The organism is Streptomyces sp. JLBJ103, from assembly GCF_058215575.1.
In genome coordinates this window covers 334,465-360,737 of sequence record NZ_CM177089.1, presented here as the reverse complement: position 1 = coordinate 360,737, position 26,273 = coordinate 334,465, and the positions used below count along the sequence as shown (strand labels likewise).

Annotated in this window: 17 protein-coding genes; 10 read left to right on the top strand and 7 right to left on the bottom strand. The window is 72.1% G+C overall.

All coding sequences use genetic code 11. The annotated features are described in order from the left end of the window. Positions 1-61: 61 nt before the first annotated feature. On the bottom strand, positions 62-553 hold the full coding sequence (locus AC4BEG_RS01445) for an Lrp/AsnC family transcriptional regulator (protein ID WP_490704071.1): 492 nt from the start codon (positions 551-553) through the stop codon (positions 62-64). 427 nt (positions 554-980) lie between these two features. Between AC4BEG_RS01445 and AC4BEG_RS01440 the strand changes: the two genes are divergently transcribed. From AC4BEG_RS01440 to AC4BEG_RS01420, 5 genes are all read left to right on the top strand, one after another. Continuing rightward, positions 981-1,190: a DUF5988 family protein gene (locus AC4BEG_RS01440; RefSeq protein WP_490704070.1), complete on the top strand. Its 210-nt coding sequence runs from the start codon at positions 981-983 to the stop codon at positions 1,188-1,190. A 54-nt stretch (positions 1,191-1,244) separates the two neighbouring features. Beyond that, a complete protein-coding gene (locus AC4BEG_RS01435; protein ID WP_490704069.1) occupies positions 1,245-2,561 on the top strand; it encodes a beta-ketoacyl synthase N-terminal-like domain-containing protein in 1,317 nt (438 codons plus the stop codon). A 116-nt stretch (positions 2,562-2,677) separates the two neighbouring features. Further along, complete coding sequence (locus AC4BEG_RS01430; RefSeq protein WP_490704068.1) at positions 2,678-9,097, top strand: SDR family NAD(P)-dependent oxidoreductase; 6,420 nt, start codon at positions 2,678-2,680, stop codon at positions 9,095-9,097. Between the two features lie 112 nt (positions 9,098-9,209). Continuing rightward, complete coding sequence (locus tag AC4BEG_RS01425) at positions 9,210-10,313, top strand: Dyp-type peroxidase (protein WP_490704067.1); 1,104 nt, start codon at positions 9,210-9,212, stop codon at positions 10,311-10,313. Further along, complete coding sequence (locus AC4BEG_RS01420; RefSeq protein WP_490704066.1) at positions 10,294-11,112, top strand: family 1 encapsulin nanocompartment shell protein; 819 nt, start codon at positions 10,294-10,296, stop codon at positions 11,110-11,112. Before AC4BEG_RS01425 ends, AC4BEG_RS01420 begins: the two co-directional genes overlap by 20 nt. 7 nt (positions 11,113-11,119) lie before the next feature. On the opposite strand, the gene AC4BEG_RS01415 is transcribed toward AC4BEG_RS01420, so the two are convergent. Then, complete coding sequence (locus AC4BEG_RS01415; RefSeq protein ID WP_490704065.1) at positions 11,120-11,638, bottom strand: GNAT family N-acetyltransferase; 519 nt, start codon at positions 11,636-11,638, stop codon at positions 11,120-11,122. 190 nt (positions 11,639-11,828) lie between these two features. On the opposite strand from AC4BEG_RS01415, the gene AC4BEG_RS01410 reads away from it, so the two are divergent. Further along, the gene (locus AC4BEG_RS01410; protein ID WP_490704064.1) at positions 11,829-12,203 is read left to right on the top strand and encodes a hypothetical protein; all 375 of its coding nucleotides are present in this window, start codon (positions 11,829-11,831) and stop codon (positions 12,201-12,203) included. A gap of 29 nt (positions 12,204-12,232) precedes the next feature. Here AC4BEG_RS01410 and AC4BEG_RS01405 read toward each other — a convergent pair whose 3' ends face one another. The 3 genes from AC4BEG_RS01405 to AC4BEG_RS01395 all read right to left on the bottom strand — a co-directional run bounded on the left by AC4BEG_RS01405 (position 12,233) and on the right by AC4BEG_RS01395 (position 17,680). Further along, complete coding sequence (locus AC4BEG_RS01405; RefSeq protein ID WP_490704063.1) at positions 12,233-13,432, bottom strand: PP2C family protein-serine/threonine phosphatase; 1,200 nt, start codon at positions 13,430-13,432, stop codon at positions 12,233-12,235. A 149-nt stretch (positions 13,433-13,581) separates the two neighbouring features. Continuing rightward, positions 13,582-14,730, bottom strand: a complete 1,149-nt coding sequence (locus tag AC4BEG_RS01400) for a Glu/Leu/Phe/Val family dehydrogenase (RefSeq protein WP_490704062.1) — start codon at positions 14,728-14,730, stop codon at positions 13,582-13,584. Further along, positions 14,723-17,680 (bottom strand): FAD-binding and (Fe-S)-binding domain-containing protein, encoded by a 2,958-nt coding sequence (locus AC4BEG_RS01395; RefSeq protein WP_490704061.1) that lies wholly within the window; start codon positions 17,678-17,680, stop codon positions 14,723-14,725. Before AC4BEG_RS01395 ends, AC4BEG_RS01400 begins: the two co-directional genes overlap by 8 nt. A gap of 221 nt (positions 17,681-17,901) precedes the next feature. Between AC4BEG_RS01395 and AC4BEG_RS01390 the strand changes: the two genes are divergently transcribed. Beyond that, positions 17,902-18,816: a LysR substrate-binding domain-containing protein gene (locus AC4BEG_RS01390; RefSeq protein WP_490704060.1), complete on the top strand. Its 915-nt coding sequence runs from the start codon at positions 17,902-17,904 to the stop codon at positions 18,814-18,816. 203 nt (positions 18,817-19,019) lie between these two features. On the opposite strand, the gene AC4BEG_RS01385 is transcribed toward AC4BEG_RS01390, so the two are convergent. Beyond that, positions 19,020-20,435, bottom strand: a complete 1,416-nt coding sequence (locus AC4BEG_RS01385; protein ID WP_490707330.1) for an amino acid permease — start codon at positions 20,433-20,435, stop codon at positions 19,020-19,022. Positions 20,436-20,747: 312 nt separating this feature from the next. Beyond that, positions 20,748-21,662 (bottom strand): LysR family transcriptional regulator, encoded by a 915-nt coding sequence (locus AC4BEG_RS01380; protein WP_490704059.1) that lies wholly within the window; start codon positions 21,660-21,662, stop codon positions 20,748-20,750. 176 nt (positions 21,663-21,838) lie between these two features. Between AC4BEG_RS01380 and AC4BEG_RS01375 the strand changes: the two genes are divergently transcribed. From AC4BEG_RS01375 to amaB, 3 genes are all read left to right on the top strand, one after another. Beyond that, a complete protein-coding gene (locus AC4BEG_RS01375) occupies positions 21,839-23,008 on the top strand; it encodes an NAD(P)/FAD-dependent oxidoreductase (RefSeq protein ID WP_490704058.1) in 1,170 nt (389 codons plus the stop codon). A gap of 58 nt (positions 23,009-23,066) precedes the next feature. Continuing rightward, positions 23,067-24,452, top strand: a complete 1,386-nt coding sequence (gene hglS, locus AC4BEG_RS01370) for a 2-oxoadipate dioxygenase/decarboxylase (protein ID WP_490704057.1) — start codon at positions 23,067-23,069, stop codon at positions 24,450-24,452. Positions 24,453-24,545: 93 nt separating this feature from the next. Then, a complete protein-coding gene (amaB, locus tag AC4BEG_RS01365; protein WP_490704056.1) occupies positions 24,546-26,075 on the top strand; it encodes an L-piperidine-6-carboxylate dehydrogenase in 1,530 nt (509 codons plus the stop codon). The last annotated feature ends 198 nt before the right edge of the window (positions 26,076-26,273 follow it).

The window sequence follows — 26,273 nt, the reverse complement described above, 5'->3', positions numbered from 1 at the left end:
AAGAAAGGAGAGCTGCGTGTAGGCGCATCGATGCTGCGTGATGCGGCTGGTCGGCGCCGGATCATTGCGTCGGGGGTGTGACGGGGGTCGCACCGGCCTCCGGGCTGCCCGTGAGCAGGTGTGACAGCACCATGTAACTGATCGTTTTGCGGATGAAGGGCTCGGCCCGGATGCGCTCCAGCACCTCCTCGAAATGGTCCACATCGGTCGCCCTCACATGCAGCAGGGCGTCGGCCCCGCCGGTCACCGTCATCGCCGCGATGATCTCCGGATAGTCGCGCACCACCTCCGCGATCCGCCGGGGCGGCGCCGCGCTGTCGCAGTAGACCTCCACATACGCCTCCGTCCGCCAGCCCAGGGCGGCCGGCCGCACGGTGGTGGTGAAACCGGTGATCACGTCGTTGTCCCGCATCCGGTCCACCCGGCGCTTGACCGCCGAGGCGGACAGGCCGATCGCGGCTCCGATCTCGGTGAAGCTCGCCCTGGCGTTCGCGACCAGCGCCGCAACGATCTTGCGATCCAGGTCATCGAACGGCACGGACTGATTTGCCATATTTTGCAATCCTTTGCGGTCGACTGCCGAGGGGCCCGGGAAGGGAACTCTTCCACGCGCGCAAACCGTCCAATGGTACCCGTACCGGAAACAACAGGTGATGAACTGCCAAGACGACGTGCCGATGAGATGCCCGCGATGTACGGCGTTCCGTAAGCGGTTCCGCAAAGGCGCGAATTTTCCGTCCGTTTTCTGTCCGCTTACCGGAAGTTTCCGTAAGAGGGGGCGTGAGGAAGAGGCCGGGCCGCATTTCCCGCTCGGTGGCGTGTGGTGGGCGCCGGGCGTGCACAACAGGGTGCCGAACTATTCGCAGCCGCCTCGGTGATTCAACACCACCTGTCGGTAGGCCCTCTTGACGGCGTAGCGTCAGTAAATCCACACATCGTTCCGAGCGACGATCTGCTCCTGATCCACCGAGGGTCCCTCCATGTCTCAACCGGCATTCGTCCTCCTGGTCGACGGACCGCCCGGAACTCCCCAGGTATGGGCCGCTCCCGCTGTCGCGGGGCTGGAGCGGGTCAAGATCCAGCGGGGCAACGGTTATGAACATTTCGAATCCGCGGGCGAGTGCGCCGAATTCGAGGGTGAGCTGATCCCTGTCTACCGGTGGTGCTACCGCACATTCATAGCAGAGTAGGGCCCGCCGCGCAGCGGTGCGTCCGCGGTCTGCTAAAAGGGGAAAGGGATCGCCATGATGAAAGGCGGCGTAAATGCGCGCGACGCGGTGGTCACCGGCTTGGGTTTCTGTCTGCCCGGCGGTGCGGAACCCGTCTTCACCGCCGGGCAGGTTTGGGAGATCGCCGCACAGGGGCGCTCCGCACTCGTCCAGCACGACATCTACTACGGCTCGGTGAACCTCACCGACGAACAGTTCGAGCAACGTCTCCCCGACATCCCGGAGTTCTTCTCCCGCCACTACACGGGCGCCCACCGGCTCGGCCTGGTCTCCCTGGTGGAGGCATGCGCCGACGCCGAACTGGACTTCCGCGCCGGTGATCTGCGCGCATCGGCGATCCTCGTCGGCCGCGGCAGCGTGGACGCCAATGTGGACAGCTATCTCTCCCTGCTCAACATCGACCCCGACGGCACCGCCACGCTGGACGCCCTGGAGATGTTCGTCGCCGCCGAACAGGCGGTGTCCCCCTCCGATGTGGCCGTCGTCCAAGGCGCCCTCACCCGGACCGTAGGCCCCTGCTACACCGTCTCCTGCGGCTGCTCCTCCGCCGCCGTCCAGATCGGCAACGCCCGCCGGCTGATCGCCGCCGGCGAGACCGACATCGCCGTCGTCACCGGCGTCGATGTCTTCAACCTCGGCCTGATACAGAAGGGACAGCGGCTGCTGCGCGGCGCCCAGCACGCCTACGACAGCATGGACGCCGCCGGTATGCCGGACCTCCTCCCGTCCTTCGACTCCCTGATGCGCCCCTACGACCGGCGGGCGGACTGCATCAACCACGGCGAGGGGGCCGCCACCGTCATCCTGGAGAGCCGGGAACACGCCGTCCGCCGCGGCGCCCACCTCTACGGCCAGGTGCTCGCCACCGCCATGACCCGCGACGGCCTCGCCAACCCCCTGGCCGCCGACCACACCGGCGCCCAGCTCGTCCGCGCCGTCCGCGCCTGCCTCGGCGACCGGTGGCGGATCGACCAGGTGCCCTACGTCAACGGCGCGAGCGACGGCGGCGCCGCCGTCACCGCCATGGAAGCCGGCACCATCCGGGAGCTCTACGGCCCGGACAGCTCCGTGCTGATGTCCTCCCAGGAGGGCTGTTTCGGCCATCACGGCTCACCCGCCGGCTGCCTCGGCGCCGCCCTCACGCTGATGATGATGGAACTCGGCGAGGTGTGCCCCACCGCCAACTGCGAACAGCCCTCGGACGGCCTCCCCTTCGACCCCGTCCCCGGACACCGCACCCGCCCGCTCGACTTCGACTACGCGCTGAGCTTCAACTACCAGATCGGTGGTGTGAAGCACGTGATGCTGCTGGGCAGCCCGGACGCCACCTGAGTCCGGAACCCGGCTCCGTACCACTCACCACTCCCACGGGCACCTCCCCCACAGCACCACCCTCCCCACCGCTCACACGGCCCACCCCGGCCGAGCACCACCCCACGGAGTTCCCGATGCGTCATGACATATCCGCACCCAGCCGTATAGCGGTCGTCGGCATGGGCTGCCGACTCCCCGGTGACATCGACTCGCCCGCCGCCCTGTGGCATCTGCTGACCGAAGGCCGCGACGCGGTCGGCGAACCCCCCACCGAGCGGCGGGAGTTGTGGCCGGACGACCCGTCCGCCCACACCGGCCTCCCCACCCACGGCGGCTATCTGCGCGACGTCTCCCGCTTCGACGCCGACTTCTTCGGCGTCTCCGGCCGTGAGGCCGATGTCCTCGACCCCCAGCACCGGCTGCTCCTCGAAGTGTCCTGGGAAGCCCTGGAACACGCCGGAATGCCGCCCGACCGGCTCGGTGGCACCGCCACCGGCGTCTTCACCGGCCTCAGCTACAACGACTACATGGACCGCCTCGAGCGGCACCCCGGGGTGAACGAGGGCTCCGCCCTGTCCAACTCCCACTGCGTCGCCGCCGGACGGATCTCGTATCTGCTCGGCCTGCACGGCCCCTGTGTGGCGCTCGACACCGCCTGCTCCTCTTCCCTGGTCGCCGTGCACCTCGCGGCCCAGGCCCTGCGCGCGGGTGAGTGCGACCTCGCCCTCGCCGGCGGAGTGACGCTCATGTTCGAGCCCAGGACCACCCGTTCGTTCGTCCGCATGGGCATGCTGTCGCACACCGGCCACTGCCACGCCTTCGACGCCGCCGCCGACGGCTTCGTCCGCGGTGAGGGCTGCGGCATCGTCGTCCTCAAACGCCTGGAGGACGCCGAACGCGACCGGGACCGGGTCCTCGCCGTACTGCGCGGCTCCGCCGTCAACCAGGACGGCCGCTCCGACGGTCTCGCGGCGCCTTCCGCCACCGCCCAGCGCGCCCTGTACGAGGAGGCGCTGCGCCGCGCCGGGATCGACGCCGCCGACGTGGGGATGGTCGAGACCCATGGCACCGGCACCCCGGTCGGCGACCCGGTGGAGTTCACCAGCCTCGCGCAGGTCTACGGCACCGGCCGCGACCGCTGCGCCCTGGCCTCGGTGAAGACCAACCTCGGCCATCTGGAGCCCGCCGCCGGGGTCACCGGCATGATCAAGGCGATCCTCTGCCTGGGCCACGGCCGGATCCCGCCCAATCTGCACTTCACCCGCTGGAACCCGGCCATCGACGCCGACAGCACCCGCTTCTTCATCCCCCGGGAGCTCACCCCCTGGCCGGTGCGGACCGGCCCCCGGCTGGCCGCCGTCTCCTCCTTCGGCTTCTCCGGCACCAACGCCCATGTGCTGCTGGAGCAGCCACCCGCCGCCCCCGCCCCCGACGAGGCCCCCCGCCTCCGGCTCGCCACCCGGTCCGTCCCGCAGGTGTTCCTCGTTCCCGCGGGATCGCCCGCCGCGCTGCCCGCCGCGGCCCACCGCATGGCCGACTGGCTGGAGGGCGACGGAGCCGGGGTGCCGCTGCGCGACATCGCCCACACCCTCGCCCTGCGCCGCTCCGGCGGGCGCGGCCGCCTCGGCGTCACCGTCGGCACCCGGGGTGAACTCGTCCACGCGCTACGGGCGTTCGCCGCCGGGCAGGCCCACCCCGATGTGGTGACCGGTTCCGTCGGCGCCGCCGTCTCCCGGCGGCCGGTGTGGGTGTTCTCCGGGCAGGGCTCGCAGTGGCCCGGTATGGGACGTGAACTGCTCGAGCGGGACCCGGCCTTCGCCGCCGCCCTCACCGAGGCCGATGAACTCATCGCCGCCGAAGCCGGGTTCTCGGTGCTCGGCATCGTCCGCGCGGGCGAGCCGGTCACCGGCTGCGCCCGGGTACAGCCGGTGCTGTTCGCCCTCCAGACCGCGCTGGCCGCCACCTGGCGCGCCCACGGTGTCGAACCGGCCGGTGTCATCGGCCACTCCATGGGTGAGGTCGCCGCGGCCGTCGTGGCCGGAGCGCTCTCCCTCGCCGACGGCGCGGCCGTGATCTGCCGCCGCTCCGCGCTGCTCGCCCGGGTCGCGGGCCGGGGCGCCATGGCCACCGTGGGCCTGTCCGCCGCCGAGGCACAGTCCGCGATCGAGGCCGCCGCTGCCGACGGCACCGTCACCGTGGCCGTGATGGCCGCGCCCGGTTCCACCGTCGTCGCCGGGGACACCGCCACCGTCGAGCGGCTGGTCGCCGACTGGGAGCGCCGCGGTGTCCCCGCCGCCCTCGTCGCTGTCGATGTCGCCTCGCACTCCCCGCAGATGGACCCGCTCCTGGCCGATCTGCGCACCGCGCTGGCCGATCTGAGACCCCGGCGGCCACGGGTGCCCTTCTACACCACCGTCCTCGACGACAGCCGCGCCGTCCCCGCCTTCGACGCCGACTACTGGTGCGCCAATCTGCGGCGCCCGGTGCGGTTCTCCGCCGCCGTGGCCGCCGCCGCGGCCGACCGCCACCTGGTGTACACCGAGATCTCCCCGCACCCCGTGGTCACCCACCCCGTGGCCCGCAGCCTGGCCGGACTCGTCGACGACCCGGTCGTCCTGCCCACCCTGCGCCGCGACACCGACGAGACCGCCACCTTCCGCACTCATCTCGCCGCGCTGCACTGCGCCGGTGTCCCGGTGGACTGGACCCGGCTGTACGGCGGTGCCGCCCTCGCCGACGTGCCCCCCATCACCTTCGACCGCACCCACCACTGGGCCGACATCCCCCTCTCCGACACTCCCGGCGGATCCGCGGAACTCCGCGCGGCCGGTGAACTCCCCGGCGTCCACACCGAAGTGCCCGGACAGCCGCCCCGCCACTCCTGGCGCGCCACCACCGGCACCGCGGCCCTGCCCTGGCTGGACGACCACCGGGTGCACGGCACCCCCGTCCTGCCCGGCGCCGCGTACTACGCCCTCGCCCTCACCACCGCCTGCGAGGTCTTCGACACCACGCCCACCGAGGTCGAGGTCACCGATCTGCGCTTCCGTGAACTGCTGCGGCTCACCGACCGCACCGACCTCAGCACCACCGTGACCCTGGCCGCCCCCGACCGCGCCGAGTGCGAGATCTACGGCCGGGGTGAGGACGGCACCTGGGTGCTCCAGGCCACCGCCGCCCTCCGCAGACTCGCCGTACCGCCGCGCTCCCGCCCCGCCTCCGTCCAGACCCTGGCCCTGCGTCACCCGATCTCCGTCGAACCCACCGCCCTGTACGGCAACATGCGGGCCCGCGGCCTGGAACACGGCGCGGCGTTCAGCGGTATCACCGAGGTCCACGCCTCCCGCTACGGCAACAGCTTCTGGGCCCGGATCGAACTCCCGGAAGCCTCCCGCACCCCCGGACACGGACTGCGTGTCCACCCCGTCCTGGTCGACCTGTGCGCCCAACTCCTCGTCGCCGGCATGCTCGAGGACGGCGACGACCCGGGACTGGTGCTGCCCGTACGGGTGCAGAGCGCACGGGTCCTCGGCGACCCCGCCACCGCCGTCCACTGCCACGCGCGGATGGCCGAGGCCACCCCGGAGAGCGTCGTCGGACACATCCGGCTGCTCGACGCGGAGGGGAGACCCGTGCTCGCCCTCGACGGACTGCGGCTGGCCCGCCGGACCGTGCCCAAGAGCGCCACCGAGGTCGACCGGTGGTTCCTCGAGGTCGGCTGGGAGCGTGCGATACGGCCCGCCGCGCCCGCCACCCTGCGGCCCGGACGGTGGCTGGTCGTCGGTGAGGCCGACGGCGGCGCCCGTACCCTCGCCTACGCGCTGCGCTCCGCCGGAGCCGAGGCCCGGGTCTGGGACACCGCCCTGACCGACGAGAGTCTCGACGCCTTCCGGGACGCCCTCACCGGGCGGCTCGCGGGCCCCGGCGGCGCACTGCGGGGCGTGGTGCTGCTGTGCGCCCCGCCGCCCGCCGGGCACCACACCCCCGGCCCCGCCACCGGCGGCGTCGCAGTGCCCGGCGCGGACGCCCTGTCCCGCACCCGGCGGCTGCTCGCCGCCGCCCAGGTCCTCACCGCCCGTATCCCCGACCCGCCCCGGTTGTACGCCGTCACCCGCGGCGCCCGCGCCCTGGCACCCGGCGAACCGGCCGACCCCGGACAGAGCGCTCTGCGCGGTGTGGTGCGCGTCCTCGCCTACGAACACCCCGAACTGCGCGCCACGTTGGTGGACACCGCCCCGGGCGGCACCGGCGACCTGGTGGCCGAACTCCTCGCCGACGCCGCCGAGGACGAGATCGCCCTGCGCGACGGCGACCGCCACGTCGCCCGGCTGGCCTACGCCCCCGTCACCGACGAGGAGCGCACCGAGGCCGCCACCCGTACCGTTCGCTGCGGCACCGACGGCTTCCGGCTGCGCGCCGGGCGCCTCGGCGACCTGGAAACCCTGGAGTTCGCCGCCACCCGGCGCCGACCGCCGGGCCCGGGGGAGGTGGAACTGCGGGTCCTCGCCGCGGGGCTGAACTTCCGTGACGTGCTCACCAGCATGGGTCTGCTCCCCGGCGACGCGGACGACATCCGCTACCGGATCGGTTTCGAATGCGCGGGTGAGGTCACCGCGGTCGGCCCCGGTGTGGACCATCTGCGCACCGGTGAACGGGTGGTCGCGGTCGACGTACGCGGTGGCGCCTTCGGCTCGTTCGCCGTCGTCCCCGCGGACTGCGCCGGACCGATCCCCGAGGGCCTGGACCCAGCCACCGCGGCCGGGCTGCCCATCGCGTTCCTCACCGCCTGGTACGCACTGCGCCACATCGGCCGCCTCACCGCGGGGGAGCGGGTGCTGATCCACTCGGCCACCGGTGGCACCGGACTCGCGGCCATCGCCGTGGCCCGGCTGCTCGGCGCCGAGGTGCTGGCCACCGCGGGCAGCGAGGAGAAGCGACGGTATCTGCGCGGTATGGGGATCGCCCAGGTGATGGACTCCCGGTCGCTGGACTTCCGGGACGAGGTGAAGGAGGCCACCGGCGGCGAAGGGGTGGACATCGTCCTCAACTCGCTGTCCGGGGCGGCCATCCGCGCCGGACTGGAATGTCTGCGCCCGTTCGGCCGCTTCCTCGAACTCGGCGTCCGCGACATCCTCTCCGACGCCCCGCTCGGACTGTCCCCCCTCCAGCACAACATCACCTTCAGCACGGTGGACCTCAGGGAAGTCCAGGCCGCCCGGCCCGCGGTGATGGCCGCCCTGCTGCGCGAGGTGCTGGCCGAGTTCACCGCCGGCCGGCTGAAGCCGCTGCGCTGTACGGCGGTCCCGCTCGCCGAGGCCACCGACGCCTTCCGGCAGATGGCGGGCGCCCGCCATATCGGCAAACTGGTGCTGACCGTCCCGCAGGACGGCGAGATCCGGGCCGTGCTGCCCGACGGTCCGCTCCCGGTCCGCGAGGACGGCACCTACATCATCACCGGCGGGCTGCGCGGTCTCGGCCTCGCCACCGCGAGCTGGCTGGCCGCCCAGGGCGCACACCATCTGGTGCTCAACGGCCGTACCGCGCCGACCGCCACCACCGCCCGGACCCTCGCCGAGCTGTCGGCCGCCGGGACCCGGGTGACGGTGATCCTCGGTGACATCGGCCGCCCCGGGACGGCCGACCGGCTGGTGGCCGCGGCCACCGCCGACAACGGCGCCCCGTTGCGCGGCGTCGTCCACTGCGCCATGGTGCTGGACGACGCGGCGATCACCACCATCCGCGAGGACCAGCTGCACCGGGTGTGGACACCGAAGGTCACCGGGGCCTGGCGGCTGCACCACGCCACCGCCGGACAGCCGCTCGACTGGTTCACGGTGTTCTCCTCCATGGCCTCCCTGCTCGGCAACCCCGGACAGGGTGCCTACGCGGCCGCCAACGCCTGGCTGGACGCCTTCGCCGCCTGGCGTACCGCCCGTGGTGCCCCCACCCTCGCGGTCAACTGGGGCGCGTGGGGCGAGACCGGTGTCGCCACCGGCTTCGCCGACCGCGGCTACGAGACCATCCCCACCGACGACGGTCTGCGGGCGCTCGGCACCCTGCTGGCGCACGGCCGGGTGCAGACCGGTGTGATTCCCGGAGAGCCGGACAGCTGGATCCCCGTCACCGGGCGCCACTCGTCGCTGTTCGCCCGGCTCACCGCCGACGACGAGCACACCGCGGACACCAACCCGGAGAGCACCGACGGCATCCGCACCCGGCTCACCGCCCTCCCGGTGGGACTCGCCCGCCGGGCGGCGCTCGAGGCGTATCTCAGCGAGCACATCCGTGCCGTGCTCCGGCTGAGCAGTACCACCCTCGACCCCCAGACCCCGCTGAAATCCCTGGGATTCGACTCCCTGCTCGCCATGGAGCTGCGGGTCCGGCTGGAATCGGGGCTGAGCGTCGAACTGGCGGGCAACTTCGTCTGGCAGCACCCGACCGTCGCGGCCCTCGCCGCCGGGCTCGCCCGGCACATGGGCCTGGAACTGGACGCCGGAGTGGGCGTGTCCGGTCCGCTCGCCGAGGAGGGCCCGCCGCTCGGCGCCACGGGCTGACCGGCGGGTCCGGGCCCTGCACCACGGCCGTCCGGCCCTCGGATGCGACACCTCCGGCCCCGGGGGACAATCGAGGGTGGCCGGTGCACCGGACGGGAGGAGGTGGCGCGCGATGACCTCTCCCGCCCCGCGGGAGGTGATCCCGCAGCCGGTGCTCTCCCCGCTGACCAGCGCGGCCATCTTCCTGGTGGTGACCGTGGACCCGGGTGGTGAACCCCGCACCCGTGATCTGCTCTCGGATGTCCCCGCGCTCCAGCGGGCGGTCGGCTTCCGTGCCCCCAACGGCGCGCTGAGCTGCGTCGTCGGCATCGGCTCCGATGTGTGGGACCGGTTGTTCGACGGGCCGCGCCCGGCCGAACTGCATCCGTTGCGCGAACTGGCCGGTGCCCGCCACCGCGCCGTGGCCACCCCCGGGGATCTGCTCTTCCACATCCGGGCCACCCGGCTCGACCTGTGCTTCGGGCTGGCCACCGAGATCATGGACCGGCTGCGCGAGGTGGTCACCGTCCGCGACGAGACCCACGGCTTCAAGTACTTCGACGTACGCGATCTGCTGGGCTTCGTGGACGGCACCGAGAACCCGGATGGACCAGCGGCGAGCGCGGCGGTTCTCATCGGCGACGAGGACGCGGAGTTCGCGGGCGGCAGTTATGTGATCGTGCAGAAGTACCTGCACGATCTGCGGGCGTGGAACGCAACTCCGGTCGAGGCTCAGGAGAAGGTGATCGGCCGGACCAAACTGTCCGACATCGAACTGGACGACGCGGTCAAGCCGGACGACTCGCATGTCGCCCTGACCACCATCGTCGATCCCGATGGCACCGAGCGGCAGATCCTCCGCGACAACATGCCCTTCGGCAGCGCCGGGCAGGGCGAGTTCGGCACCTACTTCATCGGCTACGCCCGCACCCCATCCGTCACCGAACGGATGCTGGAGAACATGTTCCTGGGCAGCCCTCGGGCCACCCACGACCGGATCCTGGACTTCTCCACGGCCGTGACCGGCACGCTGTTCTTCGTGCCCAGCGCCGATTTCCTGGAGGACCTGCCCGATCCGCCCGCCGCTGCCGCCGAGTCCACCGCCGACACCGGCGACACGGCGCCACCGCTTCCCGGGATCCGGTGCACCGCACCGTCCGGCACACCGGCACACGACGGTTCCCTGGGGATCGGCGATGTGAAGAGGAGCGCCCGCGATGAAGAACCTGCACCGTGAACTGGCGCCCGTCTCCGACGCGGCATGGGCGGATCTGGAGGAGGAGGCGCGGCGCACCTTCACCCGCCATCTGGCGGGCCGCCGGATCGTCGATGTGCCCGAACCGGCGGGCCTGGAGCTCGCGGCGGTGGGCACCGGGCATCTGACGGCCATCGATCCACCGGCCAAGGGTGTGGTCGCGCACACCCGCAGGTCCGAGCCGGTGGTCGAACTGCGGGTCCCCTTCACGGTCGACCGCCGTCAGGTCGACTCCGTCGAACGCGGTGCCAAGGACGCGGACTGGCAGCCGGTCAAGGACGCCGCACGCAAGATCGCGTTCGCCGAGGACCGGGCGGTGTTCGAGGGCTACCCCGCGGCGGGCATCACCGGAATCCGGCGCAGCAGCTCCAACCCCGAGCTGACCCTGCCGGCGGAGGTCCGCGACTACCCCAACGCCATCAGTCAGGCGGTGACCACCTTGCGGCTGGCGGGTGTCGACGGCGCGTACACCCTCGCGCTGAGCGCCGAGGCGTACACCGCCGTGAACGAGACCTCCGACCACGGCTATCCGATCCACAAGCACATCGACCGGGTGTTGGACGGCGACATCATCTGGGCACCCGCCATCGACGGCGCCTTTCTGCTGTCCACCCGTGGCGGCGACTTCGCACTCCACATCGGCCAGGACGTGTCCATCGGCTATCTCGCCCACGACGAGAACCGGATCCGGCTGTACTTCCAGGAGACGCTGACCTTTCTGATGTACACGAGCGAGGCCGCGGTGGCGCTCGCGCCCGCACCCGGCAGACGGCGGAAGTGACAGCGGGTCATACCGCCGGACCGGAGGCGGTGGCGGAGGGCGCGGTGACGGTCAGCGGCTTGGCGTAGCAGCGGCTGAGTTCGTCGAAGCGGTAGGGCCCGAACCGCGCGCAGGGCTCATAACCGCTGGAGGTGTAGAGCGAGATGGCCTCGGGCAGTTTGATCCCGGTCTCCAGGACCATCCGGGTGCGTCCCGCGGCACGCGCGTCGTCCTCCAGCGCCGCGAGCACCAGCCGGGACAGTCCGTGGCCGCGCGCCTCCGGGATCACATACATCCGCTTGATCTCCGCGTCGCCGTCCGCGTAGCCCTCGTCGTTGGTGTCCTGGGTGCGCCAGCCACCGCTGGCGACCGGGGTGCCCCGATCGTCGTAGACGATCAGGAACAGACCCCGCGGCGGTGCGAACATCGCCGGGTCCAGCGGCGTGATGTCCCCGTTGTCCCCGTAGCGCTCGGCGTATTCGCGCTGCACGCGGGCGTTGAGCCGGATGGCGTCGGGGTGGCCGAAGGACACGTTGTGAATATTCATGCAGTACATCGTACTTCTATGCGTCAGCGCTGTCCTCTGCCTTTTCCGGATTCCGGCGAACGGCGCCTTGTGCAAGGATGAGATGTGGATTTTTCCCCCGATGGGGCGTTTCGTGGACGTGGCCGCGCGGGCCGCTTCGGGACCGTCCGGTCGGCATCGCACCCTCTCACTCACGGGAGGACGATGGGCTATGACCGACATCGAGGACGCGCTGGATGACGTCATGCGTGTCGAGGGCGCGCTGGCGGCCTCGCTCGTGGACTATCTCAGCCGGATCACCCTGGGAGCCGTGCAGAGCGCCCAGGGTCCGGACCTGGAGAAGGTGGCGTACGGCGACACCGATGTGCTGCGCGCCAAGCTTTCCACCCTCGAACTGCTCGGTTACACCCCCGACCGGCTCGAAGACATCGTGGTCACCCTGGACACCGAGTACCACGTGATCCGGCCGCTCAGCCAGCGCACCCGGCAGGGTGTCTTCATGTATCTGGTGGCCGACCGCGGCCGTGTCGACCTGGACGCGGCCCGCGCGACGATGTCCGAGGTGGCGCTGCGCCTCGATGTCTGACGCCTCCGCGTCCCCGCACGGAGGCGTGGTCACGAGAGCGGATCACTGGACGGCGTGGACGGCGGGGCGGGGCGGGGAGTCAGCACCAGGATCGCCATGTCGTCCTGCCGCTGGCCGCCGGTCCAGGCGGTGACATCCGCGACGAGCGTGTCCACCAGCTGCGACGCCGCGTGGAAATCGCGGCCGGACAGCCCGGTGCCCGGTTCGTAGTAGGTGCCCTTCTCGTCCCGGGCCTCGGTGACCCCGTCCGTCACCAGCAGTAGAAAGTCGCCCCGGTGGAAGGCGAAGGTGTCGGTGCCGGGCGGCACCTCGCTCTCGCTCAGCCCCAGCCCCAGCGGCAGCCCCGCCACCGCGGGCTCCAGCGCCCGTACCTCACCGTCCCGGATCAGATAGGGCGGCGGATGACCCCGGTTGCACACCCGCAGCGCGCCCTCCTCCACGCGGATCTCCACCAGCACCGCGGTGGCGAACCCCTCCAGCGCGTCCGGGGTGTCCCCGGTGTCCGCCGCGTACCGGGCCAGTGCGTGGTCCAGGTGGTCCGCCAGCGCCCGCAGCGACGGCACCCGCCCGGCCGCCTCCCGGAAGGTGCTGGTCGCCACGGCCATCGTGGACACCGCGGGCAACCCCTTGCCGCGTACGTCCCCGATCAACGCCCGGACCCCGAACGGCGAGGACTGTACCGCGTAGAAGTCCCCGCCGATCTGGGCCTCCGCGTACGCGCACTCGTAGCGGGTGGCCACCGACACCGGCCCCACCTGGGCGGGCAGCGGCGGCAGCACCGCACGCTGGGCCACTTCGGCGACTGCCTGCACCGCGGCGAACCGTTGCCCCTGGCGGCGCACCACCCACTTCAGCCACAGCGCGATCGCGCTGATCACCGCCACATCCAGCAGATCCACCACCAGCGCCAGCACTGGACGGTGCACCACCAGATCCGTGCCCACCGACACCACGCATGCGCACACCGCGGTGATCACGGCACCCCTGAACGGCAGCACCATGCACCCCACCAGCGGGGCGGCGGCCAGCAGCGGCAGTCCCGAGTACGGCACCGGGCCGAATACATCGGCCAGCACACCGCAGACCAGGAGCAGGCCGGGGACCAGGGCGAGCAGTCCCGCCCGGCCCTGGCGCTCCTTCATCAGGCCCTCGGCGGTTCCGGGCCGACTCGCGGCCTCCTGGAGCCGTCGGGACCACCGGTTCCGGGCCATCACCTCGTGTGCACCCACGCCTCCTGTGTCCGGTGTGCGGCGGGAGCCCGCTCCCGTCCCACGACCACCGTCCTCCTCTCCAGCGTGGCCCAGGGCGCCGCGCACCGCCCTGTGTCACCCCCGGTCGGTGGCGCGGTGGCGCGGTGGCGCGGTGGCGCGGAGGCCGGTCAGCCGCGGGGCAGCCGCCCCTTGCTGCGCATCGCGGCGCGCACCCGCTCCTCGGCCAGGCCGCGGCCCGCGGTGTGCGGGGTGGCCGACCGGCGGCGCGCCTCCTCCAGGACGGTCACCGTGTTGGCCCGCAGCCGTGCCGAGACCGTCTCGAAGATGGCGCCCGTGTCGGGCCGGAAGCCGGAGTAGCGGGCGTCCATGGCGAAGGCCGCGGCCACCACACCCCCGGCGTTGGCCACGAAGTCGGGGATCACGGTGATGCCCCGCTCCGCGAGGATGCCCTGCGCCTCCTCGGAGGTGGGCAGGTTGGCGCCCTCCACCACCACCTTGGCCTTGATCTGCCCGGCGGTGTCCCGGCTGATGACGTCCTGGAGCGCGGCCGGGACCAGGACGTCGCAGTCGGCGGTGAGCTCGGCGCCGGGCGGCAGCGCGGTGCCCTGGCGGTGGCGGGTGACGAAGTGGTCGCCGTGCTCGTCGCGGGCCGTCAGCAGTTCCCGCACATCAAGACCGCTGGGGTCGTGCACGGAGCCGTGGGCGGTGGAGACCGCCACCACCCCGGCACCCAGCTCGGCGAAGCGGCGCGCGGCCGCGCTGCCCACCGCGCCGAACCCCTGGATCGCCACCCGGGCCCCCGCCAGCGGCAGCCCCAGGCTCCGCACCGCCGCGTCGGTGGCCTCGGCCACTCCGTAGCCGGTGACGCCGAGCTTGTCGTACGCCACACCGCCGAGGTGTTCCGGAGTGCCGACGGCGGCGCCGCGGTCGCCCAGCTCGTCCTGGATGATGGCCGCGTCGCACTCGGTGAGCCCCATGTCCAGGCCCATCACATACTCGCGCGGCACCTCGTTGGACAGGGCCCGGGCGAAGGCGCGCAGCACGGCCTCCTTGTCGGGGGAGGCGGGATCGGCCACGATGCCCGCCTTCGCGCCCCCGTAGAACAGGTCCACGCTCGCCCACTTCCAGGTCATCACCCGGGCCAGGCGCGCCACTTCCTCGACGGTCACTCCGGGGCTCATCCGGGTACCGCCCTTCCCGGTACCGCGGGCGGTGTTGTCGATGACCAGCACGCCCTTCATGCCGGTGCGCCGGTGGGAGACGACCACAACTTTCTCGGGGCCCCAGTCGTCGATGAGCGAGAGTGCGTCAGTCACGGGTGTCTTCCTGTCGTGTGGAGGCGTGTTCCCGGACGGTGTCCGGGGTCTGTGCGGTGGGCAGGGCCATCGCGATGAGCTGGGCCAGATGGACCCCGCGACGGTCGGTGTGCTGAGCGATCTGGGTGCGGCAGCTGAAGCCGTCGGCGAGGACGGCCGTGTCGGCGGAGGCCGCGCGCACCGCGGGCAGCAGCACCTGCTCCCCGGCGGCCACGGACACCTCGTAGTGGCCGCGCTCGAAGCCGAAGTTGCCCGCCAGCCCGCAACAGCCGGAGTCGAGCGCGGTGTTGTCCACGCCCATCCGGCGCAGCAGCGCGCTGTCCGCGCCGAAGCCCGAGGTGGCGTGCTGATGACAGTGGGTCTGGCTGATGGCGCGGGACCCGACCGCCGGGGGCCGCCAGTCGGGGGCGTCCTCGACGAGGAGTTCGGCGAGGGTGACGGTGGCCCGGCCGACGGCGGCGGCGTTCTGGTCGCCGTCCAGCAGCTCCGGCAGATCGCCCCGCAGCGCCGCCGTACAGCTCGGCTCCAGACCCACCACCGGCACCCCGGCACGGGCCGCGGGACCGAGCGCGGCCGCTGTGCGTCCGGCGATCCGGCGTGCCACCCCCAGCTGCCCGGTGGTGATCCAGGTCAGCCCGCAGCACTGGGTGCCGTCGGGCACCCGCACCCGGTATCCGGCGTTCTCCAGGACGGCCACGCCCGCGCGCAGCACCTCGGGGGAGAAGTGGTTGTTGAACGAGTCGACCCACAGCACCACCGGGCCGCGCCGTCCGTCGCCCTGTGGTGTCCGGTGGCGGAACCACTCCAGGAAGGTGTGCTCGGCGAAGCGCGGGATCTCCCGTTGTGGGGCGATCCCGCCGAGCCGTTTGAGCAGCGGGGCGAGCCGGGAGGCGGTGAGCGCGTTGACCACTCGCGGCATCCGGGCGGCGACCCGCGAGAGCAGCGGGAGCCAGCCCATGGAGTAGTGCGACGCCGGGCGCGGCCGCCCCCGGTAGTGGTGGTGCAGGAACTCCGACTTGTAGGTCGCCATGTCCACCCCGACGGGGCAGTCGCTGCTGCACCCCTTGCAGGACAGACACAGATCGAGGGCGTCCCGCACCTCGGTGGACCGCCAGCCGTCGGTGATGACCTCGCCCTGGGTCATCTCGTACAGCAGCCGTGCCCGGCCCCGGGTGGAGTCCTTCTCGTCCCGTGTCACCCGGTAGCTCGGACACATCACATCGCCGCGCTGGGTGGCCGAGCGGCACTTCCCGACACCCACACAGCGGCGGGTGGCCTTGGCGAAGTCACCGCCGTCGGCGTGGAAGGGGAAGACGGTGGCCAGCGGCAGCGGGGTGCGGTGGTGGGCGACCCGCAGATTGCCGTCCACCGGCAGCGGCCGGGTGATGATGCCCGGGTTGAGCCCGTGGTCGGGGTCCCAGATGTTCTTGAACTCCTCGAACAGGGCGATGATCTCGGGCCCGTACATCAGCGGCAGCAGCTCCGAACGCGCCTGGCCGTCCCCGTGCTCACCCGAGAGCGAGCCGCCGTGGTCCGCCGTCAGCGCGGCGGCGTCGGTGACGAACGCGCGGAAGACCGCGGTGCCCTTCTCGGTGCCGAAGTCGAAGTCGATCCGCACATGCAGACAGCCCTCGCCGAAGTGTCCGTACACCGCTCCGCGCAGCCCGTGCCGGTCCAGCAGCTCGGTGAACCCGCGCAGATAGGAGCCGAGCCGCTCCGGGGGTACGGCGGCGTCCTCCCAGCCGGGCCACGCCTCGGAGCCGTCCGGCAGCCGGGTGGCGAGCCCGGCTCCGTCCTCGCGGATCCGCCACAGCCGCCGGGCCCGCCCGGAGTCGGTGACGACCTCGCTGCCGGTGAACCCGGCGGTGCCCCGGGCCGCGGCGCTCAGAGCCTCCGCCCGCCGGGTCAACTCCTCTTCGGTGCCGCCGAGTTCGGCGAACAGCCAGGCCCGGGAGCCGGACGGCAGGGAGTCGACGGCCGCCCGGGTCTCCGGCCGGGTGACGATGTCGGTCAGTGCGTGGTCCAGCCCCTCCAGGGCCAGCGGCCGGTGTTCCAGCAGGGCGGGCACCGCGTCCGCCGCCGCGCACGCGTCCCGGAAACCGAGGACCACCAGCGCCCGCGCCGGGGGAGGGGCGATGAGCGTCACGGTGGCGGAGAGCACCACGGCCAGGGTGCCCTCGCTGCCGACCAGCGCCCGCGCGAGGTTGAACCGGTGCTCGGGCAGCAGATGTTCCAGCGCATAGCCCGACACCTGGCGGGGGAACCGGCCCAGTTCGGTGCGGAGCGGCCCCAGGTTGCGCCGGGCCAGGGTGTCCAGCGCACCGATCAGCCGCCCGCGGTCGTCGTCTGCGGCCACCGCCTCGTCGATCTCGGCGCGGGTCATCGGACCGAGCCGGACCACCGTGCCGCGATACGTCACCACCTCCAGTTCGACCACGTTGTCGGCGGTGCGGCCCCAGGCCACCGAATGCGATCCGCACGCGTTGTTGCCGATCATCCCGCCCAGGGTGCAGCGGCTGTGGGTGGAGGGATCGGCGCCGAACAGCAGCCCGTGCCCGGCGGCCGCCGCCTGGAGCTCGTCCAGCACGATCCCCGGCTGCACGGTGGCGGTGCGCGCCACCGGGTCGAGGGAGAGCAGCCGGTTGAAGTGGCGGGAGAGGTCCAGCACCACCCCGGATCCGACGGCCTGGCCGGAGGTGCTGGTGCCCGCCCCGCGTACGGTGATCGGCACTCCCAGACGCCGGCAGGCCGCCACCGCACGCAGCACCTGCTCGCGGTTGCGCGGAAAGACCACCGCCAGTGGGATCCGCCGGTAGTTGGAGGCGTCGGCGGAGTACTGCGCACGGCATCCGGCGTCCCCGGCCACCTCACCGCAGTCCGCCCGGTCCAGGGCTTCGGCCACCGCCGCCGCCTCGGGAGTCCGGGCGGTTTCCTGCGCTGACGTCGTCACTGTGCTCGCTCCTGTCGAAATGCGCACCGGGCCGTGTGGCGTCCGGCCCGGCCACGGCCGTGAACCGGGCCCGGTCCCGACCACGATCCGCGCCGGGTCCCGGGCGCCACAAGGGTCAGCAGCGCGAAAGAAATGACGTTCCAGCACCAGAAACGCTGATGCTGCGCGGAGGGCGCTTATGCTCGGTCCCCCTGTCATCAGGACCGCCATCAGGAGCCGGAATGCTCAAGCCTCTGCATCTGATCACCCTGAAGGCCGTCGTCCGCAGCGGATCGTTCGCCATCGCCGCCCGCGACCTCGGCTACACCGCGTCGGCCATCTCGCAGCAGATCTCCGCGCTGGAGAGGGAGACCGGCCTGGTGCTGTTCGAGCGTGAGGCCCACGGCATCCGCGCCACCACCGCCGCCCACCGGCTGGTCGACCTCAGCGCACGGGTCCTGGCCGCCATGGACGACCTGGACCATCAGGTGCGGGAGCTGGCCACCGGCACCGTGGGCCGACTGCGTCTTGGCACCTTCCCCACCGCCGGTGTCCGGCTGGTGCCGACCGCGCTGTCGGCGGCGGTGGCCGCCCTGCCCCGGGCGCAGATCCAGCTCGAGGAGGGCGAACCGGACGAGCTGATCGCCCTGCTCACCCAGGGCGATCTGGACATCGCCCTGATCTACGAGTACGGGCTCAGCCCGCGGCACTGGCCCGACGGGCTCACCCGCCATCCCCTGCTCGGCGAGGACCTGGTCCTGCTGCGCGCCCGCGGCAGCGGGTTGAGCGCCGACCTTCCCCAGCTGGCCCGCGCCCACTGGATCACCAGCCGGGAGGGCACCGCGGGGGCGCTGTCACTGACCCGGCTGTGCGCCGCGGCCGGCTTCGACGCCGATGTGGTCTTCCGCAGCAACAACTACGACGTGGTACGGGAGTTGGTGTCCAGCGGCCTCGGGGTGGCCGTGGTCCCGGCCCTCGGCCACAAGGACAGCGACCTCATCGAGGCCACCCGGCTCACCCGGCGCTCGGCCCACCGCACCGTGTTCGCCCTGCACCGCGACGAGAACAGCAACCCGCTGCTCGGTACGGTGCTGGAGGCGCTGCGGCGCGCGGTGCCCCGCGGCGAGCCGTATCTGCGGCCCAGCGGCGCCGCGTAGGCCCGTGGGAACGGGCCCGGCGGCGTTCCGCCGGGCCCGCCGTCCCGCCGCGCACGAGCGGCCCCGCCGAAGTCCGGTGCGGTTCGGTTGCGCCCCGAAGGGGTGCGGGGCTGTGTCGATGTGCGGCTCCGCCGCGTGGGCGCGGCCAACCACGACGAAGCCGCGGACGGACGACGGCACCTCGCGGCCTTCCCGCGGAGCCCCTACCGCGCCGTGGCGGGTGCCGTGTCATCGCCTCCGCCGGCACCGTCCGTGTCGGACATCCCCTCCAGCGCGTCCAGGTCCACCGACCCGCCCGGCATCACCTCACGGGTGCGCCGGTATCCGTAGCCGGCGTACAGCACCAGCCCCACGACCAGCCAGGAGCCCAGCCGCACCCAGGTCTCCCACTGGAGGAAGGACATCAGCCAGACCGAGAACACAATGCCCAGCACCGGGACCACCGGCATTCCCGGACACCGGAAGGCGCGGGTGAGATGAGGCTTGCGGTAGCGCAGGATCAGCACCGAGGCGGACACCACCACAAAGGCCAGCAGCACCCCGATGTTGGTCAGTTCGGCCACCGCGTTGATGGGCAGCAGCCCCGCCAGCACGGCGGACACGATGCCGATCAGCCAGGTGGCACGGTGCGGCACCTTGCGCTTGGGGTGGATGGCGCCGAACCACGCGGGCATCAGCCCGTCCCGGCTGAGCGCGTACCACAGCCGGGAGGCGCCCATCATGAACGAGAACGTCACCGTGACGATGCCGATCACCGCGCCGACCGCGATGACATTGGCCAGCCCGCTCAGCCCCACGCTCTGGAAGGCGCTGGAGATACCACTGTTCGGATTGAGCTCGCTGTAGTGCTGCATACCGGTGAGCACGATGCACACCAGTACGTACAGCACCATCGAGATGGCCAGCGACAGCATCATCGCCTTCGGCAGCTTGCTGCGGGCCTCCACCGACTCCTCCGCGGCCGTGCTCAGCGCGTCATAGCCGAACACCGCGAAGAACACCGTCGCCGCGCCGGTGAACGCCCCGCCGTAGCCGAAGGGGGTGAACGGATGCAGATTGCCGGAGTCCACCTTGGTGAACCCGACCACGATCACCACCAGCACGATGGCGATCTTCACGATGGTCAGCACCGTCTCCACCCGGGCCGAGGTACGGGTGCCACGGGTCAGCAGCCAGGCCACGCCCAGACAGATCGCCACCGCCAGGAGGTCGATCCGGTGTCCCGATCCGGTGCCGGGCGCGCCCAGGGCCCAGGTCGGCAGATGGATACCAACCGCGTCCAGCAGGAACCCCAGATAGCCCGACATCCCGATGGCCACCACCGCGACGATGGCCGTGTACTCCAGCAGCAGGTCCCAGCCCACGATCCAGCCCACGACCTCCCCCAGGACCGCGGCGCAGTACGTGTAGGACGAGCCGGCCTTGGGCACCATCCCCGCGAACTCGGCGTAGGCGAACGCCGCGCACAGCGACGCCGCACCCGCCACCAGGAACGAGATCAGCACGGCCGGACCGGCCACATCACGGGCCACGGCCGCGGCCAGGCTGAAGATCCCGGCCCCGATGATGGCGCCGATGCCGATCATCGTCAGCTGGGTGAGGCCCAGGGTGCGCACCATGCGTTCCCCGGCGGGCTGTTCCGAGGGGAGAGTGCGCCGGAAGATTCCCTGCGGTCCGCTGCCCAGCAGCGCGGACCGCGGCGGCTTCGGTGTGTTGGCGGGGGACATGGTTCGCTCCCTGTCAGGCAACGACGGGCACGACGGCCCGGCGTCGTGGCGTGGGTCACCACTGGCTCGGAACCATCGCCCACGATCCGCCGCCCGCAAAAGACATGGCAGCGCGACACCTTGCGGCCCTGAGACCAAGGGGTCCTGATGCACCGGCCGCGCGCGGCGGCCCGGGGGCCGGGGCGCGCGGTACGGCTCTTGGGCTCACCTCCCGGCGCCGTCCCGGTCGGCGGCCACCGCCCGCAACACCTCGACCAGCGCCGACACCGTGGGGCGGCGTTCGGCCGAGGACCGGAACACCACCACGATGTGCCGCTCGACCCGCTCCCGCAGCTGCACCACATCGAAGCGCGAGGCTCGCAGCCCGAGCATCAGGTCCGTCACCGTGCTCACCCCGATGCCCGCCTCCACCAGGGCCAGCGTGGCCGCGGTGTCCGTCACCACATGGCGCACATCGGGCTCGATCCCCGCGCGGCGGCACGCGGTCCGCACCGCGCGCCCGTAGTAGCTCTCCGCCGACGGCAGGATCCAGCCACGATCCCGGGTGTCCGCCAGACTCACCACCGTGCGGTCGGGCATCGTCCCGGTGGGCACCGCGAGCGAGAACCGCTCCCGGTACAACTGCATCACCCGCAGCGCCGGATCGCGGGGGATCGGCACATCCGGATAATCCAGGCCGAGCGCCAGATCCACCCCGCCGGTGGCGACCGCGTCGTACACCTCGTCCACGTCCATGTCGCGGCTGTGCACCGTCAGCTCCGGATGGCTCAGCCGCGCCCGCCGCAGCGCCAGCGGCAGGATCTCGGCCGCCGCCGTGGCGAACAGGCCCACCTCCAGCACGCCGGACACCTCGTTGCGCGAGCGCTCCAGCGCCTCGACCGCCTCCGCCTCCGTGGCCAGGATCCGCTCGGCATGGCGGGCCAGCGTCACCCCCGCGTCGGTCAGCTCCACCCGCCGCCCCACCCGGTGCAGCAGCTCCATCCCGGTGGCCCGCTCCAGCGCGGCGATCTGCTGGGACACCCCGCCGGGTGTGTATCCCAGCGCGTCCGCGACCGCGGTGATGGTGCCGCGTCTGGTCAGTTCCACCAGTGAGCGCAACTGGGCACTCGTCCAATCCATATACGGATCCTAAAAGAAAAGCCGCACTCATCGTTCATGGACGTCAACGGTTGGGGTGGGTCACGATGACGGGCAGACAGCTGATCAGCCCGTCGCGTACCGCACCCACAGCCCCGCCCCACCCCGCACGGACACCGTCCGCGGGTACCGGCACCGGACTTTGGAGGGATCGGCCCTTGTCCATCTCACCCACCCGCGGCACCGTTCCGACCACCGCCGACGTCGTGATCATCGGCGGCGGTGTCATGGGCGCCTCCGTCGCCTTCCACCTCGCCGAAGCGGGAGTGCGGCGCATCGTTGTCATCGAACGCGCCGAGCTGGCGAGCGGCAGCTCGGGCAAACCGATCGGCGGGGTCCGCGCCCAGTTCTCCGACCCCCTCAACATCGAACTGGGCAGCCGCAGCCTGCGCGCCTACCAGGACTTCCCCCGCCGCCCCGGCGCCGACATCCGGCTCGACACCGTCGGCTATCTCTTCCTGCTCACCGATGAGCGCCATGTGGCGGACTTCGAGAACAGCGTCGCGGTCCAGAACGCGCTGGGCGTTCCCAGCCGCATGATCAGCCCCACCGAGGCCCGTCGGCTGTGCCCCTACGTGACCACCGACCGTGTACTGTCCGCCGTCCACTCACCGACCGACGGCCATGCCCGCCCCGGTCTGGTCGTCCACGGCTACGCCACGGCCGCCGCCCGCGCGGGCGTCACCTTCGCCACCCACACCACCGTCACCGGGATGGACACCACCGGCGACCGGGTCACCGCCGTGCACACCGACCGCGGCACCATCTCCTGCGCCACCGTGGTGTGCGCCGCGGGTGCCTGGTCCGCCGGGATCGGCGACATGATCGGCGTCAGCCTTCCGGTGCGCCCGGTCCGCCGCCAGCTCGCCTTCACCGCCCCGCTCGAGGCCCCCCGTATCCCGTTCACCATCGACTTCTCCTCCTCGGCGTACTTCCACAACAGCGACGACGGGCTGCTCCTCGGCCTCGCCGACCCCGACCAGCCCGACGGTTTCGACACCACCTGGACCCCCGAGTGGCTGGAGCTGTTCCGGGCCCGCGCCCGCCTCCTCGCCCCGGAGCTGGCCGAGATGGAGATCGCCGGGGGATGGGCCGGGCTCTACGAGGTGACGCCGGACCACAACGCGCTCATCGGCCGCTCCACCGCGTATCCCAACTTCCTGTACGCCACCGGGTTCTCCGGCCACGGCTTCCTCCAGGCGCCCGCCGTCGGCGAGATCATGCGCGATCTGCATCTGGAGCGGGAACCCTGCGTGGATATCGCCCCGTTCGGCGCCGAACGCTGCACCAGCGGCGTCGAGACCCGCCCCGAAGCCCACGTGGTGTGAACTCCGCGCCACCGGGCACCCCGACCCGGACCGACCCCACCGAAAGGCAGCCCCGCACATGATCAGCCAGTGGCAGCTGCGAGCCGCGTTCGCGAGGCGGCTCTCGGACATGTACGGCCGCGAAGTCCCCGCCTACACCACCCTCGTGGATGTCTCCCACGAGGTGAACGAGGACGTCCTGCGCGCCGAAGGCGCCAACGCCGAACGGCTCGGCACCATCAGCCGTGTCACCGCCGAACGCCATGGCGCCATCCGGGTCGGCACCCCGCGGGAGCTGGCACAGGTCGCCCGGATCTTCGGCGCGCTCGGTATGCATCCCGTCGGCTTCTACGATCTGCGCGAAGCCGCCGCCAGCGCCGTCCCCGTCGTCTCCACCGCCTTCCGCCCCATCGACGGCGAGGAACTGGCGCGCAACCCCTTCCGGGTCTTCACCTCCATGCTCACCCCCGCCGACCCCCGGTTCTTCGACGCCGATCTGCGGGCCCGGCTGGACACCTTCCTCGCCTCCCGCCGGCTCTTCCCGCCCGAGCTGCTCACCCTCGCCGACCGGGCCGGGGCCGACCGCGGACTGCCCGACGAGGACGCGACACGCTTCCTCCAACTCGCCGTGGAATCCTTCGAGTTGTCCCGTGAACCCATCGACCGGAGCTGGTACGCGACCCTGGAGAAGGTGTCCGCCGTCGCCGCCGACATCGGAGGTGTCCGCAGCACTCACATCAACCACCTCACCCCCCGGGTGCTGGACATCGACGAGCTGTACCGGCGGATGACCGAGCGCGGGATCGAGATGATCGACACCATCCAGGGCCCCCCGCGCTGGAGCGGACCCGATGTCCTGCTGCGCCAGACCTCCTTCCGCGCCCTGGCCGAACCCCGCGCCCTGCGCGCGCCCGACGGCAGTGTGAGCAGCGGCGCCCTGCGCGTGCGGTTCGGCGAGGTCGAAGCCCGCGGTATCGCCCTCACCCGGGAGGGCCGCGCCCGTTACGACACCCTGCTGGCCCGGGTCGACGAACAGGCGGCCCAGCACCCCACCGCCGACCGCGCCGAGCTGGCCCGCACCCTGTGGGCCGAGGGCTTCCCCGGCAGCGAACACGAACTGGCCCGGCGGGGCCTCGGCTACTTCACCTACCACGCGGCCGCGGACCGGCCGCTCGGCGCCCCGCCCACCACCCTCGGCGAACTGCTGGACCAGGGCTGGGTGCGTGCCGAACCCATCGTCTACGAGGACTTCCTGCCCCGCTCCGCGGCCGGGATCTTCCAGTCCAACCTCAGCGGCGAAGGCTCCAAGAACACCGACCACGAGGGCGCCGCCTACGACAGCGGCTGGCTCTCCGACGCCATCGGACGCGAGGTTCTCGACCCCTTCGCCCTCTACGAGCGGCAGCAGAACAAATCGCTCGACCACGTCGCCCGGGATCTGGACCTGTCCACCGCACCCCGCTGACGGCCACCGGCCGCGCACCTCCGCGGCCCCGCACCTCCGGCCGCGCGACCACCGACACCACCCACGCCACCACCGACACCATCAGGGAGCCCCATGACCACCCCCGCCCTTCCCACCACCGAGGCCCTCCGCGACCGCGCCCTCGACAGCCTCCGCCGGGTCGGCGTCACCCCCGACCGGGGCGATGACTTCCACGCCCGTACCCCCATCACCGGCGAGGACCTCTTCGGCCTCGCCGCCGCCACCGAGGCCGAGACCGAGGAGGCGCTCGAGGCCGCCCGCCGCGCCTTCCTCACCTGGCGCAGCACCCCCGCCCCGCGCCGCGGTGAACTCGTCCGCCGCCTCGGTGAGCTGCTGCGCGACCACAAGAGCGACCTGGCCGACCTCATCACCATCGAAGCGGGCAAGATCCGCTCCGAGGCCCTGGGTGAGGTCCAGGAGATGATCGACATCTGTGACTTCGCGGTCGGTCTGTCCCGCCAGCTCTACGGCCGCACCATCGCCTCCGAGCGCCCCGGACACCGGCTCGCCGAGACCTGGCACCCGCTCGGCGTGGTCGGTGTCATCTCCGCGTTCAACTTCCCCGCCGCCGTCTGGTCCTGGAACACCGCCGTCGCCCTGGCCTGCGGTGACACCGTGGTCTGGAAGCCCTCCGAGCTCACCCCGCTGATCTCGCTGGCCTGCGACCGGTTGCTGGCGCGGGCCGCCGAGGACACCGGCGCCCCGCGCGATGTGCACCGGCTGCTGCTCGGCGACCGCGCCATCGGCGAGCGGCTGGTCGACGACCCGCGGGTCGCGCTCGTCAGCGCCACCGGCTCGACCCGTATGGGCCGTGAGGTCGGCCCCCGGGTGGCCGCCCGCTTCGGCCGCAGCCTGCTGGAACTGGGTGGCAACAACGCGGCCGTCGTCGCACCCTCCGCCGACCTCGACCTCGCCGTCCAGGGCATCGTCTTCGCCGCCGCGGGCACCGCCGGACAGCGCTGCACCACGCTGCGGCGGCTCATCGTCCACCGCGACATCGCCGACACCCTCGTGGACCGGCTGACCGCCGCCTACCGCAAGCTGCCCATCGGTGACCCCTTCGACGAGGGCACCCTCGTCGGCCCGCTGATCTCCGCCCAGGCCCTCGACACCATGCGGGGCGCCCTCGACCGCGCCCGCACCGAAGGCGGCACCGTCCTCGTCGGCGGTGAGCGCCGGCTGGCCGACACCGCGCCCCGGGCCGGTTACGCCGAGCCCGCGATCGTCCGCGTCGACGCGCAGACCCCCGTCGTCCGCGAGGAGACCTTCGCGCCCATCCTCTACGTCCTCACCTACGACACCCTCGAGGAGGCCATCGCCCTCCACAACGATGTGCCCCAGGGGCTGTCCTCCAGCATCTTCACCCGCGACCAGCAGGAGGCCGAGTACTTCCTGTCCGCGGAGGGCTCCGACTGCGGTATCGCCAATGTCAACATCGGCACCTCCGGAGCGGAGATCGGCGGCGCCTTCGGCGGTGAGAAGGAAACCGGTGGCGGCCGCGAGTCCGGCTCCGACGCCTGGCGCGCCTATATGCGCCCGGCCACCAACACCATCAACTACTCCAGCAGCCTCGCCCTCGCCCAGAACGTCAGCTTCCTCTGACCGACCCCTTGACGCGCCACGTCAGTGCGCGGACACTCAGCGCCACCGGGTCCCGTCCGCGGGCCCCGGTGGGCGCACACTCACCGCACGGGGACGAACGCGCCCTGTGAACGAAGCGTCTCGCGGACCGGACCGAAGGCGATCCGACTCCCCGAACTCCCCCGAACCACTCACCTCCCGCGGGAGGAAGTGTTAGGA

What these genes read in the sequence shown, in the direction of transcription:
- AC4BEG_RS01445 (WP_490704071.1), bottom strand. Translation starts at nt 553, where the DNA reads ATGGCAAATCAGTCCGTGCCGTTCGATGACCTGGATCGCAAGATCGTT.
- AC4BEG_RS01440 (WP_490704070.1), top strand. Translation starts at nt 981, where the DNA reads ATGTCTCAACCGGCATTCGTCCTCCTGGTCGACGGACCGCCCGGAACT.
- AC4BEG_RS01435 (WP_490704069.1), top strand. Translation starts at nt 1,245, where the DNA reads ATGATGAAAGGCGGCGTAAATGCGCGCGACGCGGTGGTCACCGGCTTG.
- AC4BEG_RS01430 (WP_490704068.1), top strand. Translation starts at nt 2,678, where the DNA reads ATGCGTCATGACATATCCGCACCCAGCCGTATAGCGGTCGTCGGCATG.
- AC4BEG_RS01425 (WP_490704067.1), top strand. Translation starts at nt 9,210, where the DNA reads ATGACCTCTCCCGCCCCGCGGGAGGTGATCCCGCAGCCGGTGCTCTCC.
- AC4BEG_RS01420 (WP_490704066.1), top strand. Translation starts at nt 10,294, where the DNA reads ATGAAGAACCTGCACCGTGAACTGGCGCCCGTCTCCGACGCGGCATGG.
- AC4BEG_RS01415 (WP_490704065.1), bottom strand. Translation starts at nt 11,638, where the DNA reads ATGAATATTCACAACGTGTCCTTCGGCCACCCCGACGCCATCCGGCTC.
- AC4BEG_RS01410 (WP_490704064.1), top strand. Translation starts at nt 11,829, where the DNA reads ATGACCGACATCGAGGACGCGCTGGATGACGTCATGCGTGTCGAGGGC.
- AC4BEG_RS01390 (WP_490704060.1), top strand. Translation starts at nt 17,902, where the DNA reads ATGCTCAAGCCTCTGCATCTGATCACCCTGAAGGCCGTCGTCCGCAGC.
- AC4BEG_RS01385 (WP_490707330.1), bottom strand. Translation starts at nt 20,435, where the DNA reads ATGGTGCGCACCCTGGGCCTCACCCAGCTGACGATGATCGGCATCGGC.
- AC4BEG_RS01380 (WP_490704059.1), bottom strand. Translation starts at nt 21,662, where the DNA reads ATGGATTGGACGAGTGCCCAGTTGCGCTCACTGGTGGAACTGACCAGA.
- hglS (WP_490704057.1), top strand. Translation starts at nt 23,067, where the DNA reads ATGATCAGCCAGTGGCAGCTGCGAGCCGCGTTCGCGAGGCGGCTCTCG.
- amaB (WP_490704056.1), top strand. Translation starts at nt 24,546, where the DNA reads ATGACCACCCCCGCCCTTCCCACCACCGAGGCCCTCCGCGACCGCGCC.